11 protein-coding genes, 16 tRNA genes and 1 rRNA gene are annotated in these 14,946 nt (G+C 38.6%); 6 read left to right on the forward strand and 22 right to left on the reverse strand.

Going from position 1 to position 14,946, the window contains the following annotated elements; all coding sequences use genetic code 11:
- Positions 1-12 precede the first annotated feature (12 nt).
- A complete protein-coding gene (gene queG, locus FC748_RS21295) occupies positions 13-1,143 on the reverse strand; it encodes a tRNA epoxyqueuosine(34) reductase QueG (RefSeq protein ID WP_024362337.1) in 1,131 nt (376 codons plus the stop codon).
- Positions 1,144-1,202: 59 nt separating this feature from the next.
- Here queG and FC748_RS21300 point away from each other — a divergent pair, with 59 nt between their 5' ends.
- The 3 genes from FC748_RS21300 to FC748_RS21310 all read left to right on the forward strand — a co-directional run bounded on the left by FC748_RS21300 (position 1,203) and on the right by FC748_RS21310 (position 4,271).
- Complete coding sequence (locus FC748_RS21300) at positions 1,203-1,892, forward strand: B3/B4 domain-containing protein (RefSeq protein WP_108031325.1); 690 nt, start codon at positions 1,203-1,205, stop codon at positions 1,890-1,892.
- A 14-nt stretch (positions 1,893-1,906) separates the two neighbouring features.
- Positions 1,907-2,416 (forward strand): hypothetical protein, encoded by a 510-nt coding sequence (locus FC748_RS21305; RefSeq protein ID WP_024362339.1) that lies wholly within the window; start codon positions 1,907-1,909, stop codon positions 2,414-2,416.
- 280 nt (positions 2,417-2,696) lie between these two features.
- Complete coding sequence (locus tag FC748_RS21310) at positions 2,697-4,271, forward strand: catalase (RefSeq protein ID WP_108031327.1); 1,575 nt, start codon at positions 2,697-2,699, stop codon at positions 4,269-4,271.
- Positions 4,272-4,405: 134 nt separating this feature from the next.
- Here the strand turns inward: FC748_RS21310 and FC748_RS21315 are convergent, their stop codons facing one another.
- On the reverse strand, positions 4,406-5,308 hold the full coding sequence (locus FC748_RS21315) for a S66 peptidase family protein (RefSeq protein WP_024362341.1): 903 nt from the start codon (positions 5,306-5,308) through the stop codon (positions 4,406-4,408).
- A gap of 119 nt (positions 5,309-5,427) precedes the next feature.
- Here FC748_RS21315 and FC748_RS21320 point away from each other — a divergent pair, with 119 nt between their 5' ends.
- Complete coding sequence (locus FC748_RS21320; protein ID WP_108031329.1) at positions 5,428-6,306, forward strand: DMT family transporter; 879 nt, start codon at positions 5,428-5,430, stop codon at positions 6,304-6,306.
- Positions 6,307-6,348: 42 nt separating this feature from the next.
- On the opposite strand, the gene nagB is transcribed toward FC748_RS21320, so the two are convergent.
- Entirely contained in the window at positions 6,349-7,062 is a 714-nt protein-coding gene (gene nagB, locus FC748_RS21325) for a glucosamine-6-phosphate deaminase (RefSeq protein ID WP_108031340.1), read from the reverse strand.
- A gap of 196 nt (positions 7,063-7,258) precedes the next feature.
- Here nagB and FC748_RS21330 point away from each other — a divergent pair, with 196 nt between their 5' ends.
- Positions 7,259-8,002 carry an arylamine N-acetyltransferase family protein gene (locus FC748_RS21330; RefSeq protein ID WP_025220539.1) on the forward strand — a complete coding sequence of 248 codons (744 nt, stop codon included), beginning with the start codon at positions 7,259-7,261 and terminating at the stop codon, positions 8,000-8,002.
- 36 nt (positions 8,003-8,038) lie between these two features.
- Here the strand turns inward: FC748_RS21330 and FC748_RS21335 are convergent, their stop codons facing one another.
- Both FC748_RS21335 and FC748_RS21340 read right to left on the reverse strand, forming a co-directional pair.
- Positions 8,039-9,130, reverse strand: coding sequence for an S-layer homology domain-containing protein (locus FC748_RS21335; protein WP_108031331.1), 1,092 nt, complete (start codon positions 9,128-9,130; stop codon positions 8,039-8,041).
- A 934-nt stretch (positions 9,131-10,064) separates the two neighbouring features.
- Positions 10,065-11,285: a helix-turn-helix domain-containing protein gene (locus FC748_RS21340; protein ID WP_238600233.1), complete on the reverse strand. Its 1,221-nt coding sequence runs from the start codon at positions 11,283-11,285 to the stop codon at positions 10,065-10,067.
- Positions 11,286-11,421: 136 nt separating this feature from the next.
- Here FC748_RS21340 and FC748_RS21345 point away from each other — a divergent pair, with 136 nt between their 5' ends.
- Positions 11,422-12,717, forward strand: a complete 1,296-nt coding sequence (locus tag FC748_RS21345) for a S8 family peptidase (RefSeq protein WP_108031334.1) — start codon at positions 11,422-11,424, stop codon at positions 12,715-12,717.
- A gap of 500 nt (positions 12,718-13,217) precedes the next feature.
- Here FC748_RS21345 and FC748_RS21350 read toward each other — a convergent pair.
- From FC748_RS21350 to rrf, 17 genes are all read right to left on the reverse strand, one after another.
- A tRNA-Leu gene (locus FC748_RS21350) sits at positions 13,218-13,298 on the reverse strand.
- Between the two features lie 51 nt (positions 13,299-13,349).
- Positions 13,350-13,423: transfer RNA gene (locus tag FC748_RS21355), tRNA-Cys, on the reverse strand.
- 8 nt (positions 13,424-13,431) lie between these two features.
- Positions 13,432-13,506 (reverse strand) — tRNA-Gly (locus FC748_RS21360).
- 5 nt (positions 13,507-13,511) lie between these two features.
- Positions 13,512-13,586, reverse strand: a tRNA-Gln gene (locus FC748_RS21365).
- A 4-nt stretch (positions 13,587-13,590) separates the two neighbouring features.
- Positions 13,591-13,666 (reverse strand) — tRNA-His (locus FC748_RS21370).
- A gap of 36 nt (positions 13,667-13,702) precedes the next feature.
- Positions 13,703-13,778, reverse strand: a tRNA-His gene (locus FC748_RS21375).
- Between the two features lie 12 nt (positions 13,779-13,790).
- Positions 13,791-13,864, reverse strand: a tRNA-Trp gene (locus tag FC748_RS21380).
- A gap of 10 nt (positions 13,865-13,874) precedes the next feature.
- Positions 13,875-13,958, reverse strand: a tRNA-Tyr gene (locus FC748_RS21385).
- A 9-nt stretch (positions 13,959-13,967) separates the two neighbouring features.
- Positions 13,968-14,043: transfer RNA gene (locus tag FC748_RS21390), tRNA-Thr, on the reverse strand.
- Between the two features lie 12 nt (positions 14,044-14,055).
- Positions 14,056-14,128: transfer RNA gene (locus FC748_RS21395), tRNA-Phe, on the reverse strand.
- Between the two features lie 19 nt (positions 14,129-14,147).
- Positions 14,148-14,223, reverse strand: a tRNA-Asp gene (locus FC748_RS21400).
- A gap of 5 nt (positions 14,224-14,228) precedes the next feature.
- Positions 14,229-14,303 (reverse strand) — tRNA-Met (locus FC748_RS21405).
- 27 nt (positions 14,304-14,330) lie between these two features.
- A tRNA-Val gene (locus FC748_RS21410) sits at positions 14,331-14,406 on the reverse strand.
- A gap of 20 nt (positions 14,407-14,426) precedes the next feature.
- A tRNA-Glu gene (locus FC748_RS21415) sits at positions 14,427-14,501 on the reverse strand.
- A gap of 24 nt (positions 14,502-14,525) precedes the next feature.
- Positions 14,526-14,617: transfer RNA gene (locus FC748_RS21420), tRNA-Ser, on the reverse strand.
- Between the two features lie 5 nt (positions 14,618-14,622).
- Positions 14,623-14,699 (reverse strand) — tRNA-Asn (locus tag FC748_RS21425).
- An 18-nt stretch (positions 14,700-14,717) separates the two neighbouring features.
- Positions 14,718-14,833 (reverse strand): 5S ribosomal RNA (rrf, locus tag FC748_RS21430).
- Between the last annotated feature and the right edge of the window lie 113 nt (positions 14,834-14,946).

Raw genomic sequence — 14,946 nt, forward strand, 5'->3', positions numbered from 1 at the left:
CGAAACACTTCCTTAGCTAAAAAATTGTAAACCTTTGTTTATTTCCACGAGGACTTCCTCATCTTGTTCTTGATCCTGCGCAGCGAGTAAAGCGTTTTCCGCCTGCTCTCCACCAATCTTCCCCAATGCCCACGCTGCTGTCCCTCGAATAACGGGTCGCTCATCTTTTTCGAGAAGCTCGATTAAATCAGGTACTGCCGCTTCCTCTTTAAAATGCGCTAGCGCCAATATAGCATTGCGTTGAATGGGCTTTTTCCCACGCCATGAGCCTGAAACATGACCAAACTTTGTTTTAAATTCCCGATTAGAAATCGTTAAAAGTGGTGTTAATAAGGGTTTTGCAAGCTCTGGATCTGGTTTAAATTCCTCATGTATCCAATTGATTTTGCCTTTATTTTTTGGACAGACTGTTTGACAAGTATCACAGCCATATAGCCGGTTTCCTATATGTGAGCGAAATTCATCTGGGAGGTAACCTTTCGTTTGCGTTAAAAAGGCAATGCAACGCTGTGAATTGAGTTGTCCCCCTTCGATTAACGCACCTGTTGGACAAACATCCAAACATAAACGGCACTCGCCACACTCGTCCTCCATTGGCTTGTCCGGTGCAAATGGAATATTTGTCACTAACTCACCCAAATAAACATATGAACCAAACTCTGGTGTTATAATCGAGCAGTTTTTCCCGCTCCAGCCAATACCTGCACGCTCCGCCACCGCCCTATCTACAAGCGCACCTGTATCAACCATTGATTCAATACGGACATTGCTCACTCGCTCTTCCAGCCAAGCTTTTAATAATGCTAAACGCTGTCGTAATGCTGTATGGTAATCGACGCCCCAAGAAGCTCTGCAAAATATCCCACGTCGAGCCCCCTTTTTACCAGTAGGTGCGTCCTTCATCTTCGAAGGGTATGCGACAGCTATAGCAACAATACTTTCTGCACCTTCTAATAATTGAAGTGGCTCCGTACGTTTTTCAATATCGCTCTCTTCAAAACCTGATTGGAAACCAAGCTCCTGCTGGCGACGCAGTCTATTTTTTAATTCTGTAAAGGGAGCTGCCGTTGTGAAGCCAATCTTATCAACGCCAATGGACATTGCATACGCCACAAACTCTCGTTGTAGGTCATGTATGTTCATTTTATTTCCAACTCCTTACATGATATAATAATAGAAACAAATAAAGTAGGTGATTTTTTATGGAAGTCTCACTTAATCCATCGTTGTTAACGCAACTTCCAGAGCTGAAAATCGGCATTATTCATTATACCAAAATTGTCGTAGCAGAATCGCCCCAAATGATTAAAGGTCGCCTGCAATTATATCAGGAAAACCTCTATTTAGAAATGCAAGATCAACCTGTAACTGAACGTGAAGGTATTGCAGAATGGCGACAACTTTGGAAACAACTTGGCGCTGATCCGAACCGTTATCGTCACTCGGCTGAAAGCTTAATGCGTCGAGTAAGTAAGCAAAACTATTTAACACCGTTGCATTCTGGTGTCGATTTAAATAATTTTTTCTCCCTACAATACGAAATTCCAGTTGGCATTTATGATATAGCACACCTTAAAGGAAACATAGAAATTGCACTTGGCAATGAAGAAACGGGCTACGAAGGGTTAAATGGGCGCTTCAATACGCTCAATCATATTCTCTTTAGTCGAGACGAGGAAGGGCCTTTTGGTTCACCATTCGTTGATTCACAACGTACAGCTGTCTCTGAGGGAACAACTGAAGCGCTCCATATTTTCTACCTTCGCCCTTCCTTTGCCACTGAGGATGCGCAAAAGCTTCTTGCCTCTGCGGGAAAAATGTTCAACCAAATTCATGGTGGAGACTATCAAATTGCCCTTTTAACGAATGCAACACCATCTACTACACTATAAAAGGAAGTGTTTTCATGATTAATCTTGCAGAAGCAGTTAAACTAAAAAGCATTTTAGCAAAGAAGGTTCAAGAACTTATTAATGAATTACATCGCAGTTCTTTTGTCACTGTTGAAAAAGGACAAGCTCCTAAAACGAGTAATCGTGCAATGGCTGTTATTGAAAGTGAGCTAGCACAAGTACGCCTTGATATACGCACATTAGATCGACTTGTCTATGAGGCGAATATTCAGAACAAAGTAGACTTTAAAGGTGAGCAACTTGCACTTGTAGAGGCAATTGAACTGGCTTCACAACTTCGCGCTGAAGCTGAACTTTGTAAACACTTGGGCACACATGAAAAAGAAACTGTACGTATGGGGTATGGTGAAGGTACAATGTTATATGAAATTGCTATGTTCGAGCCAGATGCATACCGTGAACGTTCACTTCAACTAGAAAAGGATGCACATAAGCTCTCTAATTTGATTAATGCCAAAAACTATAGCGTTGAAATACAATTTGACGATTCTCGCTATTTCTAAACTCGGGGCGGTGAGACTCCAAACCGAGTCGGATGTGCTGTTTTCAAAACTACTTTAATGTAGACTTACAACTTAGATCAACCAATGACATGTGACCAGTTACTTTATGACCGATGACCTATCACCAACTATTGGCAATGGCATGAAAAACTCAATCAGATGAATTGGAAAACGCCATCCGAAACTCTCTTACACCTTGTGTGTAAGAGAGTTTTTTTATGTCTATTTTGCTAATCAATTGGACAAACTTTGTTTAGTACAATTGGAAGGAGCAATAGTAATGAACCATTCTCATGAAAAAGATGATACATTAACCAATCGCCAAGGTCATCCGGTTACCAACAATCAAAATTTACGAACAGTCGGTAATCGAGGGCCAGCAACTCTTGAAAATTATGATTTCCTTGAAAAAATAAGCCACTTTGACCGAGAAAGAGTTCCTGAACGTGTTGTACATGCTCGTGGGGCTGGAGCACATGGCTACTTCGAAACATATGGAGTTGTTGGAGATGAGCCTATTTCTAACTATACAAGAGCAAAAGTATTTCAGGATAAAGGCAAACAAACACCTGTTTTCGTCCGCTTCTCTACGGTTATTCATGGTGGACATTCACCGGAAACATTACGTGATCCACGCGGCTTTGCTGTCAAGTTTTATACAGAAGACGGAAACTGGGATTTAGTTGGAAATAACCTAAAAATCTTCTTTATCCGTGATGCCATGAAATTTCCAGATATGATTCATGCTTTTAAGCCAGATCCTATTACAAATATTCAAGACGTCGAGCGCTTCTTTGATTTCTGTGCAAGTTCTCCAGAATCCTTCCATATGGTCACTTTTATTTATTCACCTTGGGGTATCCCTGCCAACTATCGCATGATGCAAGGTTCTGGTGTCAATACGTATAAATGGGTAAATAGTGAGGGCAAAGCAGTCCTTGTGAAGTACCATTGGGAGCCATTACAAGGCATTAAAAACTTAACACAAAAAGAAGCAGAAGAAATTCAACAAAAGAATTTCAACCATGCTACACAAGACTTATATGATGCTATTAAACGTGGAGATTATCCTGAATGGGAGTTAAATGTACAAATAATGGAGGATGGCCCTCATCCTGAGCTTGATTTTGACCCACTGGATGATACGAAGCTATGGCCGAATGACAAGTTTCCTTGGTATCCAGTCGGAAAAATGGTGTTAAATAAAAACCCTGAAGACTATTTTTCCGAGGTAGAACAAGCAACTTTCGGCACAGGTGTCCTCGTTGATGGATTGGATTTCTCAGACGATAAAATGCTCCAAGGGCGTACTTTCTCTTATTCTGATACGCAACGTCATCGAGTGGGCGCCAACTATTTACAATTACCAATCAATGCGCCGAAAAAACGAGTGGCGACCAACCAAAACGGTGGGCAAATGATGTATAAACGAGATTTAGCACCAGGACAAAATCCACATATTAATTATGAGCCATCAATGTTAAATGGTTTAAAAGAAGCTACCCAAACGGCGAAGGAATACACACCATATATTGAAGGTAATTTAGTGCGTGAATCCATTGATCGCCAAAGTAATACGAAGCAAGCTGGTGAAACTTATCGTAATTTTGAACAATGGGAACGTGACGAATTACTAGCAAATTTAATTCGGGATTTATCCGCATGTAATACAGCTATCCAAGAGGCGATGATCGCATTGGCTGCTGAAGCAGATGAGGAATATGGACGCTTACTAAAAGAAGGTTTACAAAAGGCGCAGCAAAACGCTTCGTCTGCAAAGCCTCTTGGTAACATTAACGGTGATAATGCACCAAAAGACGCAGTCGATAAAGGCCACGATGCCGAACCTTACTAAGAAGTGCCAGTCACCCACACAATTTTACGCAAAACATTAGCCGCAACAAATCGCGTGTAGCGAGAGTTGCGGCTTTCATATTGCTCGAGTGCCAGTCACCCACACAATTCACACAATTCTATCAATTCAAACATTTAATGAACGCCTGGTAAAATTCGAAGCACTTTTTCTTGTGCATCTAAAATGGCATCGACCCCTAATGGGATGGCAATATTCGTCGTTTCATGCCCTATTTTAAAACCAGCTACAACAGGTATTTCTAAATCACCAAAATATTCTTGCATTAACATTAGAAGAGCCTCATCACTTGCTCCTGTTTCTGTAAAGGAACCAATTACTACCCCCGCTAATTGTTCCAGCTTTCTAGCTTGTTTTAACTGTTGCAACATCGAATCAATACGTGGAATTGTCTCTGCAATATCTTCTATTAATAATATTCTGCCTTCAGTCCGAACCTCAAATTTTGTGCCTAAAGTGCTGACTATACGGCGTAAATTACCACCAATAATTGGTCCACGTGCAAAGCCAGGGGCAACTACAGTTAATGGAGAAATAGCCTCTGTATACTGTATTTCAATCGGAGAAAACAGCTGTAAAAACATTTTCTTCGATAACTCATCCATGTTATTGGCAGCCATTAGCATCGGTCCATGAAACGTCACAATATTTGCATACTCATTAATAGCACAATGCAAGTAGGTAAGATCAGAAAAGCCCCAGAAAATTTTTGGATTTTCCGCTAGCAACTCATAATCAATCTTTCCAGCAATACGAGCAGAGCCATAGCCACCCTTTACGCAAAAGATAGCCTTTACGTCAGGATCTTGAACCATAGCATGAAAGTCTGCAAGTCTTACGTCATCACTACCTGCTAAATAGTCATGTTTTGCTGTTATCGTATCCCCTATTTTATAGCGGAGACCCAGCTCATCTAAAAAGGCTAAAGCATTTCCTAATTTCTCTGGCTCAACTAGACTGGACAAACATACAATGCCAACTGTATCGCCTTTTTTTAAATGTGCTACTGTACTTATCACTTTACTTCCTCCTATTCTTTCTCTCATTCTAGCATATGGGTACATGTAGCATTGATTATTCACTCCCTTAATGCCTATAATTGACATTAGTATTTTAAATTAAAAGGAGTTATCGCTTCATGAAAATCCCACCATATGCGTTATTATTACTTGCTACCGTTCTATGGGGTGGTAATTTTGTCATTGGCCGAGCCGTGAGTGGCAATATCCCACCCCTTACATTGGCTTTTCTTCGTTGGTGTGTCGCCTTTATCGTATTTTTACCGATTGCTTATCGTAGCGTAAAACGAGAGTGGCACATGCTTAAAGAACATTGGAAAATTGTCCTTATACTAGCCTTTACTGGTGTGGCAGCTTTTAATACGCTCGTCTATATAGCTCTCCACTATACAACTTCGATCAATGCATCGTTGATGAATTCTTCGACACCCATCATGATTTACATACTATCCTTTATTTTTTTGAAGGAAAAACTCTCGTCATTCCAAATTCTTGGAACTGCACTATCACTGAGTGGTGTCCTTTTTATTATTTCAGGGGGTTCATTTGCAAGCTTAGTCGATTTTACGTTCAATAAAGGGGACTTAATTGTTGTCGTCGCCGTTTTCTGTTGGAGTATTTATTCCCTTCTTGTAAAACATTACGCGGGTCGTTTACCAGGACAGTCAACATTTCTTGTCACAATCTTTATTGGTGCTATCATGCTCTTGCCATTTTACCTATACGAAATCACAACAATGCCCAACGCTATACACTGGCACTGGTCAACGATTGCCGCTATTCTATATGTAGGTATTTTTGCTTCTATTGTAGCATTTCTATGCTGGAATCATGGGGTCGTACAACTTGGCGCGAATAAAGCAGGTATTTATTTAAACTTTATTCCGGTCTTTGCCTCTATTTTTGCCGTGCTTTTTTTAGATGAGCAACTACATATTTTTCAAATTTTCGGCGGTCTTGCCGTCGTTGCAGGCGTCTTATTATCAAGTAAAAAATAAAATAAGCGTAGACTTCAAAAAAGGAGTCTACGCTTGTTTCTTTTATTTTGTACCGCCGTAAATAATCGTTACATTTGGATGATTTAATAATCTGCTAGCTGGGAAAGCTTCAGTCACTTCTCCACCTTTTAATTTTTCAATTGCTTCTAATTTTTTTTCACCAAATGCGATGAGCACAATCGCCCTTGCATTCATGATAGATTGTATACCCATTGTAATAGCATGAGTAGGCACAGCTTCTGGATTGTCAAAATAAATAGCGTTTTCAGTTCGTGTTGATTCTGTCAGCTCTACAATATTTGTCAGTGAATCAAATGATGTACCAGGCTCATTAAAACCTATATGTCCATTAACCCCTATTCCAAGCAACTGTAAATCGATACCACCTGCTTCGGCAATTTGCGCATCATATGCCACACACTCGGCTTCTAAATCAGTTGCCTTGCCGTTTGGTAAATGTATCTTTTCTTCGTTAATATCCACATGATTAAATAAATTTTCATGCATGAACGTCCAGTAGCTTGCTGGGCTATTTTGTTCTAAGCCCACATATTCATCTAGATTAAATGTTGTAACTTCCTTGAAAGAAATATCACCAGTTTGTTGACGCTTAACTAATTCCTTATACATCCCAACTGGTGAACCCCCTGTTGCAAGCCCTAGTATGCTAGCTGGTTTTGCTTGTAATTGCTCAGTAAAAATATGTGCAGCTACGTTACTCATTTCATCATATGAATTTACTTCAATCCATTTTATTTCATTCTTCATTTATATACCTACCTTTAGAAACGTTATTTTTAACTAAAAATGGGAAATTCATTACGAACTAGTAGTGAATATATTAATTTTACAAGTTATTTAGCTCTATTTCTATTATTTTCTTTCTCTATTTTTCACGTGTATTCTAGTGCTATTTCGGTTATGTTAATTAATAAGGAAGTGAGGCGATTTTATGAATGCTCAAATTCAACAATATTTAAAATTCATTCAATTTCAAGGATCTTTAGAGCCGTCTTTAAAGCTACTTGGTCAATTACAAACGAAACATCTACATACCATTCCCTATGAAAATTTAGATGTTGCTTTGAAACGTGACATTTCCTTTGCTATCCCAGATATTTTTCAAAAAATTATTGTTCAACAACGCGGAGGCAATTGCTTTGAACTTAACATTTTATATAGTTGGCTACTTCGAGAGCTCGGTTTTTCTGTAACAAATCGCTATGCGCAATTTTGGCGTAATACGGATGATAGTACACCGATTGAAGAAGTTCCCATGCACCAGCTACTACTCGTTCAATTTGACGGCATAACTTATATCTCGGACGTAGGCGTAGGTGCTTTAGCTCCGTGTAAACCAGTACCTTTAATTGCGCATCACGAACATCGCGAGGGCAATGAGCTTTACAAAATTGAATGGCATGACACGTACGGTTGGATGCTGTATGAGCAAACATCACACAATTGGCGCCTACTGTACAACTTCACAGATAACGGGAACGATGCCAATTTTGCACCACGTCTTTCTCAACAAAAGAATAAAATCGCCATGATTCGCACCCCTACTGGTCGACATACGATGTTCAATAATGAATTTCGTATATACGAAGGGCAATCATTAACAACTTATACAACACATACCGATAAAGAATGGCGACAAGCCCTTAAACGTTTTTTTCATATATCGCTTACTTAAAAAAGGATGCATTTTTCAATGCATCCTTTTCAATCTTTAATTTGCTGTTCGTTTTAGTAACTCATAAACAACTTCCCCATTGTGAAGTTCCTTAACTAAGCCAATACCATCTACAAAATAATATGTCTTCACTACATCAATATATTTAAAGCTTTCTTCTAATATTGCTACATTTTTATAGTTAACACCACCTGCTCGAACTGTTCCATCCGTCGTTTGGACGGTAATACGATTGCCGTTTACAGGACGTTCATCGTCTTCATGAACTATCACGCCTATTCTTAGTGGGAGCCCGATATAAAAATCGTAATGTGAGCTATACTCCTGAGCGATTGCTTGCGCATATACTGAGCCATCATAATATAATAATTCATCATAAAACGGCTTATTATTAGTCATATTCGTAATTGTCCAAACATCATTTTTATTATCATTATGACTATATTGATAATTTAATGTATATCTTAGACCATCATCAGGTGAATAATAGGCATAAGTATAGGTATAGGCAGGGTCCTTTAATAAATTTGGATTTGAAAGAGTTAATGCACGAGCTACGAATGCTGAAAAATGGGCTCTTGTTAATGGCAATTTTGGTTTAAATGAGCCATCTTGATAACCGCTCGTAATATTATTGTTCGCTACCGCTAAAATTTCTTTATAGCCCGGTGTCTTTTCTGTAACATCTGTAAAATAATATGGGCTCGTCGTTCCCTTTAAATTAAAAGCTCGTTGTAAAACAATAGCCATATCTGCTCTCGTCAACGTACCGTTTGGATTAAACTTTTTAGCTGCATCAAATATTCCAGCATTTTGTGTCGCAGCAATCTCCTTATAGTAAATATGAGATGTCGGTACATCTTGATACTTTGGATTTTTTACATTCGTTGTTTTTAAGGCTAACGCACGTGTTATCATAACAGCTACCTGTGCCCTTGTGACATACTCATTTGGCTTAAAAGTACCATTAGGATACCCTTTAATAATCCCACGCTCTACTAAATAATCTATTTCCGTACTTAACGTATTGTCCGATGATACATCTTTAAAACTAGCTGCATAAACAGGCTGAATTTGGAGTAACCCTAAAATTAAAACTACAATCAACATCTTACTTATTTTTTTCATACTATTCCCCCTATATTTACTTACATCTTTGTTATCCTATTCATCAAGTAAAATAAATATTAACTAAAAGCTGTTTTGAAGAGTTGCCTTGCATTAGTGTCCATATACCCAAGTCTTTATACATTTACACTTCTAATTGTGTACATAGCAAAACGCCCCTGCAATACGTTGCAAGGGGTGTTAATAGGTCATTTAAGTTTTATAGGTTTTATATAAATCAAAGCCTAGCAAATTATCACTCTAGTTTCCCTTATTAGTAAGAGAGTTTATTTACTTCATCAACGCCATTCCCTATTCGCCTTCTACGAAACTACTTCCACAAGCAGTTAGTAGAAATATCTTTTTTATACATAATATACCTAAATAAACATTTGAAATATATTATACCATAAAACGAAAAATGAAAAAATATGGATTTGCAATATCCGCTAACTAGCTATGTTCTAGTAGCTATATGAACTTAGTAATTTATTGTAATTTTTCACACCATTTCAATATGGGTTGTTATAATCCCCCTTGATGTTTAACTACCTCTTGTAATAAGACGATTCCTTATAAAACAAAAAAGAGTTCTCAAATTAATGAGAACCTTAATACATATGCAATTTTTTAGCCCTAAGGCAATTGGCGTTTAATCCCGGTTGCTAAATCTTTAATGCGAGAATTATGCCCGCTGAGGCTCAATATCAAGCCTAACAAAGTACATGCTGCTACGTTTATCTTATCCAAGAAAATGGCGATTTTTCGGTTGTGAAGTGCCTCACATTTCGAGTTTGAAAAACACTGTTCCTCAATCATAAGATAGAGCCACTACCTTCTACCACTCTTGCCTTTTATAAAACTGGTGGATGAATTGGAACAGATATAATTATTACTGCAGCACTCAGTATTAAGATTGATAATCCAACATTTTTCTTCATATTCACACTCTCCTTTAGATTTCAATAAATTGCATAGCTTTCTCAAACTGCTTTTCTTGTCGATAATACTCTCCCAATAAATTAGAAAATTGTTGGTGCAATTCTTTTAATTCTTCATTATCTGCTGTAAATGGAATTAACCTCCCTTCTAAAAAATCCATTGCTTTCTTTTTTTCTTCTCCTAGCAAATATAAATAAAAAGTAGCAAATAAATTAAAACTTATTTTTTTCTTATTTTTTGCTTCTTCCTTTAGAATAGTAAAGGTTTTTATACTTTTTTCCGTTTGTTCTAAGCGAAATTGTGTAACACCTAAATTATATAAGCAAAGCAGATAATGATCACAGTTCTTTGACATTAAAGAAGCGCTTTTTTCAAAGTAAATTAATGCATTTTCATATTCCCATCTCATTTGGTACAAATCCCCCAAATTGTGATATATAGCAGGTAATAGTTGCTGTTGCTGTAATAGCTCCACATTTCTCACTAAATGTTCATAGATTTCGATTGCTTCGTGAAACACTTTTCCTCGAGAGTAATTGAGTGCCAGAGACATTAATGTATAAACAATTCTTTTAAAATTAAATTGGTCCTTATAGAATTGAAGAGCTTTTTTCCCATAAATAATTGCTTGGCTTGGTTCTTCTAACCGCCCTTTTATTAAAGCGAAATGATAGTAAAACTCTCCTTCTAGTGATCCTAGTTCTGGATGTATTTGAAGTATTTGAGTTAGTTCTTTAGCTGCTTCCTCATATTTACCTTTTGTAATTAAAACTAATGCATAATAATATGAATGTAAATACCTTTCATGTTGGGAAAAATTTTGTCGGTGGGCATTTAGCCATCTTAATTGATTGTCTGCTAATTTATGCTCTTTAACAAACACATAATAACGTAACTTATAAAGTTCATATAAATAAATAGATTCTGTAAAACCTATTATTTCTTCATATTCTTTTAATCTCCTCATTGTCTCTTTTACTTTCTCATTCTCTAGGTAATTTATATGTTTTTGTAAATCATTTAATAGACAAATAATATTTTGTTCGTTATTCTCTACATCGTGAATACTAATATTTAATCGTTCTAGCAGTAGACGTATTGTCTCGCTATTTGCTTCTTTATTATTATTCTCAATTTTACTTAAATGAGGAATCGAGCAAATCCCCATCGCCACTGAATTCTGTGTCATTCCTAGCTTTGTACGATAGTACTTAATTAATGAACCTATCTTCATTTTCATAACCTCCCGTATAGAATGACTATATTTTACATTTATTATAATCATAATTTTCCCAATAATCAAAAAACCTAAATTATGGTAGATTCAAATTGTAATACTATAACTTACATTTGAAAAGGGGATGGAATGAATGAAAAAAATGAAAAGTACGTTGCTAAGTCTTTTGATTGCAGGATCAGTAATAAATCCGGTGTACGCAACAGCGATGAATAGCGAAGATAGCTCAGGAAACGACGGTGGTCAGGAGAAATTCCGTGTTTATGTTGAGACAAACAAAAAATCAGAAAAATCAACATTAAAAAATCAATATTCTGTTCGTTGGGAATTAACAGAGAACGGATTTTCAACTGATATGAATGAAAAACAATTCGAAGCATTACAGAAAAATAAAAATTACACAGTTACAAAAGTTCCTATCGTTACATTAGATACGATAGGTTTGGAAGACGATAGTATGGTAGAAAATGAAACTCTGGATTTGGTAACTTCTTTAAGAGCTTCTCAACAAATACCTTGGGGAATTAAAGCAATTTATAACAATGATACTTTAACATCTACAACTGGAGGAAGTGACATTAATATTGCTGTACTCGATACGGGTGTAAATACTTCTCATCCTGACCTTGTCAATAACGTAGAGCAATGTAAAGACTTTACAGGTGCGACAACACCCATTAACAACAGCTGTACAGACAGAAACGGACATGGTACACATGTTGCTGGTACGGCCTTAGCTGATGGTGGAAGCGATCAAGCAGGCGTTTACGGTGTAGCTCCAAATGCTGATCTTTGGGCTTACAAAGTGTTATTAGATAGCGGCTCTGGATACTCAGATGATATTGCTGCTGCTATTCGACATGCAGCAGATCAAGCAACTGCTACTGGTACCAAAACTATTATTAGTATGTCTCTAGGTTCTTCAGCGAATAATAGCCTCATTTCAAGTGCTGTCAATTACGCATATAGTAAAGGAGTTCTAATAGTAGCTGCAGCTGGTAATTCAGGCTATGCGCAAGGAACAATTGGTTATCCGGGGGCATTACCAAATGCAATCGCCGTTGCAGCTTTAGAAAATGTACAACAAAATGGGACTTATCGTGTAGCTGATTACTCTTCACGTGGTTATATATCTACAGCTGGAGATTATGTAATCCAGGAAGGTGATATTGAAATCTCAGCTCCTGGCTCATCCGTTTATTCTACATGGTATAATGGCGGTTATAATACAATTAGCGGCACATCAATGGCTACTCCTCATGTCTCTGGTTTAGCAGCAAAAATTTGGGCTGAAAATCCGTCATTGTCTAACACGCAACTACGTTCTAACTTACAAGCAAGAGCACAATCAGTAGATATTAAAGGTGGTTATGGAGCTGCTATAGGTGATGACTACGCTTCAGGATTTGGATTTGCTCGCGTTCAATAATTTTAAAAGGTGAAGCATACTAACATTAGTAATACAAACCATCGCTTTGGTTTGTATTACTATTTTCTTGGTTTTAAACGTATTCACCAGTACCCTATTACCTCCTCCAAGTAGTATTATAGCTTCGCTTGAACTTATGCACATCATTTAAAAGAAACAATTGAAGAGAACGATCAATTGGCAATCGATACTTTTACAGAAATGTATCAGGAGAATAACAATTAACACTTCACAATGTACAAATTAAATCCAATTAAAAAAGCCCATGTTTATTTTTCAAACATGAGCTTTTTTAGTTTGCTCTCCTTTATCAATCACATTTTCTCGGATTGCAGCTTGTGTAAAATGAACCTGCCTGTGTGTAAAGTATGTGTAAAAAGATTTCGATTCTTATCGTTTCCTATCGCAACCCAAGAAATGTAAAAAGCTCACAAACCCTTTTCTATCAAGGTTTGTGAGCTTTCTAATCTTACTAAACGTAACGTATATGTACGTGATGATACCGGTGGTCGGGGTCGAACCGACACTCCAAAGGAACACGATTTTGAGTCGTGCGCGTCTGCCAATTCCGCCACACCGGCATAATACTTTAGAGATAAAAAAAATCGGAGTATCCGATTAAGAAAAAAATATGGAGGCGGCAACCGGATTTGAACCGGTGATAAAGGTGTTGCAGACCTGTGCCTTACCACTTGGCTATGCCGCCATATTATTTGGAGCGGAAGACGAGGTTCGAACTCGCGACCCCCACCTTGGCAAGGTGGTGTTCTACCACTGAACTACTTCCGCATAAATGGCTGGGGTACTAGGATTCGAACCTAGGCATGACGGAATCAAAATCCGTTGCCTTACCGCTTGGCTATACCCCAACAATGGGGCGACTGATGGGAATCGAACCCACGAATGCCGGAACCACAATCCGGTGCGTTAACCACTTCGCCACAATCGCCATTGCTTTATAGTTATATTTTAATTTTATAGTAAATGGGGCGACTGATGGGAATCGAACCCACGAATGCCGGAACCACAATCCGGTGCGTTAACCACTTCGCCACAATCGCCATAAAATTAATTGGCAGGGGCAGTAGGAATCGAACCCACACCAAAGGTTTTGGAGACCTCTATTCTACCGTTGAACTATGCCCCTATAAAAAAACTGGTGGAGGGGGACGGATTCGAACCGCCGAACCCTAAGGAGCGGATTTACAGTCCGCCGCGTTTAGCCACTTCGCTACCCCTCCGGGAAAACATGGTGCCGGCTATAGGAATCGAACCCACGACCTACTGATTACAAGTCAGTTGCTCTACCTGCTGAGCTAAACCGGCAAAAAAACATGATGGGTCAGGACGGAATCGAACCGCCGACACTTAGAGCTTCAATCTAATGCTCTACCAACTGAGCTACTGACCCATATTTATTATTTTAAAAATGGCGGTCCCGACCGGGATCGAACCGGCGATCTCCTGCGTGACAGGCAGGCATGTTAACCGCTACACCACGGGACCATTTTTGGTTGCGGAGACAGGATTTGAACCTGTGACCTTCGGGTTATGAGCCCGACGAGCTACCACTGCTCCACCCCGCGATAATACTATTTTGATTTTTTTAAAAATGGTGGAGGATGACGGGCTCGAACCGCCGACCCTCTGCTTGTAAGGCAGATGCTCTCCCAGCTGAGCTAATCCTCCATCTGGGTATTCGTTATAAATGGTGACCCCTACGGGATTCGAACCCGTGTTACCGCCGTGAAAGGGCGGTGTCTTAACCGCTTGACCAAGGGGCCTTTATGATTGAAATCCTAAAGTGCTGGCGGAGAGTAAGGGATTTGAACCCTTGAGACAGTGTTAACCGCCTACACGATTTCCAATCGTGCTCCTTCGGCCACTCGGACAACTCTCCAAGAATGGCTCCGAAGGCAGGACTCGAACCTGCGACAACCTGATTAACAGTCAGGTGCTACTACCAACTGAGCTACTTCGGAATAATTTTAGTATGTATAGCCTAGCGACGTCCTACTCTCACAGGGGGAAGCCCCCAACTACCATCGGCGCTAAAGAGCTTAACTTCCGTGTTCGGTATGGGAACGGGTGTGACCTCTTTGCCATCATCACTAGACTATTTGAAAGACATTACCTATTATAACATATATCATTATAATTACAAGTATTTAAGAAATACTTTTTTATTCTTTCAAAACTGGATAAACGGTTCATTGAATGTTTCAAACT

Source organism: Lysinibacillus sphaericus (assembly GCF_005217585.1).
GTDB classification, from domain to species: Bacteria; Bacillota; Bacilli; order Bacillales_A; family Planococcaceae; genus Lysinibacillus; species Lysinibacillus sphaericus.

Bases quoted from the DNA above. Each gene is read 5' to 3' on its own strand.
- queG (WP_024362337.1), bottom strand. From the start codon at position 1,143: ATGAACATACATGACCTACAACGAGAGTTTGTGGCGTATGCAATGTCC.
- FC748_RS21300 (WP_108031325.1), top strand. From the start codon at position 1,203: ATGGAAGTCTCACTTAATCCATCGTTGTTAACGCAACTTCCAGAGCTG.
- FC748_RS21305 (WP_024362339.1), top strand. From the start codon at position 1,907: ATGATTAATCTTGCAGAAGCAGTTAAACTAAAAAGCATTTTAGCAAAG.
- FC748_RS21310 (WP_108031327.1), top strand. From the start codon at position 2,697: ATGAACCATTCTCATGAAAAAGATGATACATTAACCAATCGCCAAGGT.
- FC748_RS21320 (WP_108031329.1), top strand. From the start codon at position 5,428: ATGAAAATCCCACCATATGCGTTATTATTACTTGCTACCGTTCTATGG.
- FC748_RS21330 (WP_025220539.1), top strand. From the start codon at position 7,259: ATGAATGCTCAAATTCAACAATATTTAAAATTCATTCAATTTCAAGGA.
- FC748_RS21335 (WP_108031331.1), bottom strand. From the start codon at position 9,130: ATGAAAAAAATAAGTAAGATGTTGATTGTAGTTTTAATTTTAGGGTTA.
- FC748_RS21340 (WP_238600233.1), bottom strand. From the start codon at position 11,285: ATGAAGATAGGTTCATTAATTAAGTACTATCGTACAAAGCTAGGAATG.
- FC748_RS21345 (WP_108031334.1), top strand. From the start codon at position 11,422: ATGAAAAAAATGAAAAGTACGTTGCTAAGTCTTTTGATTGCAGGATCA.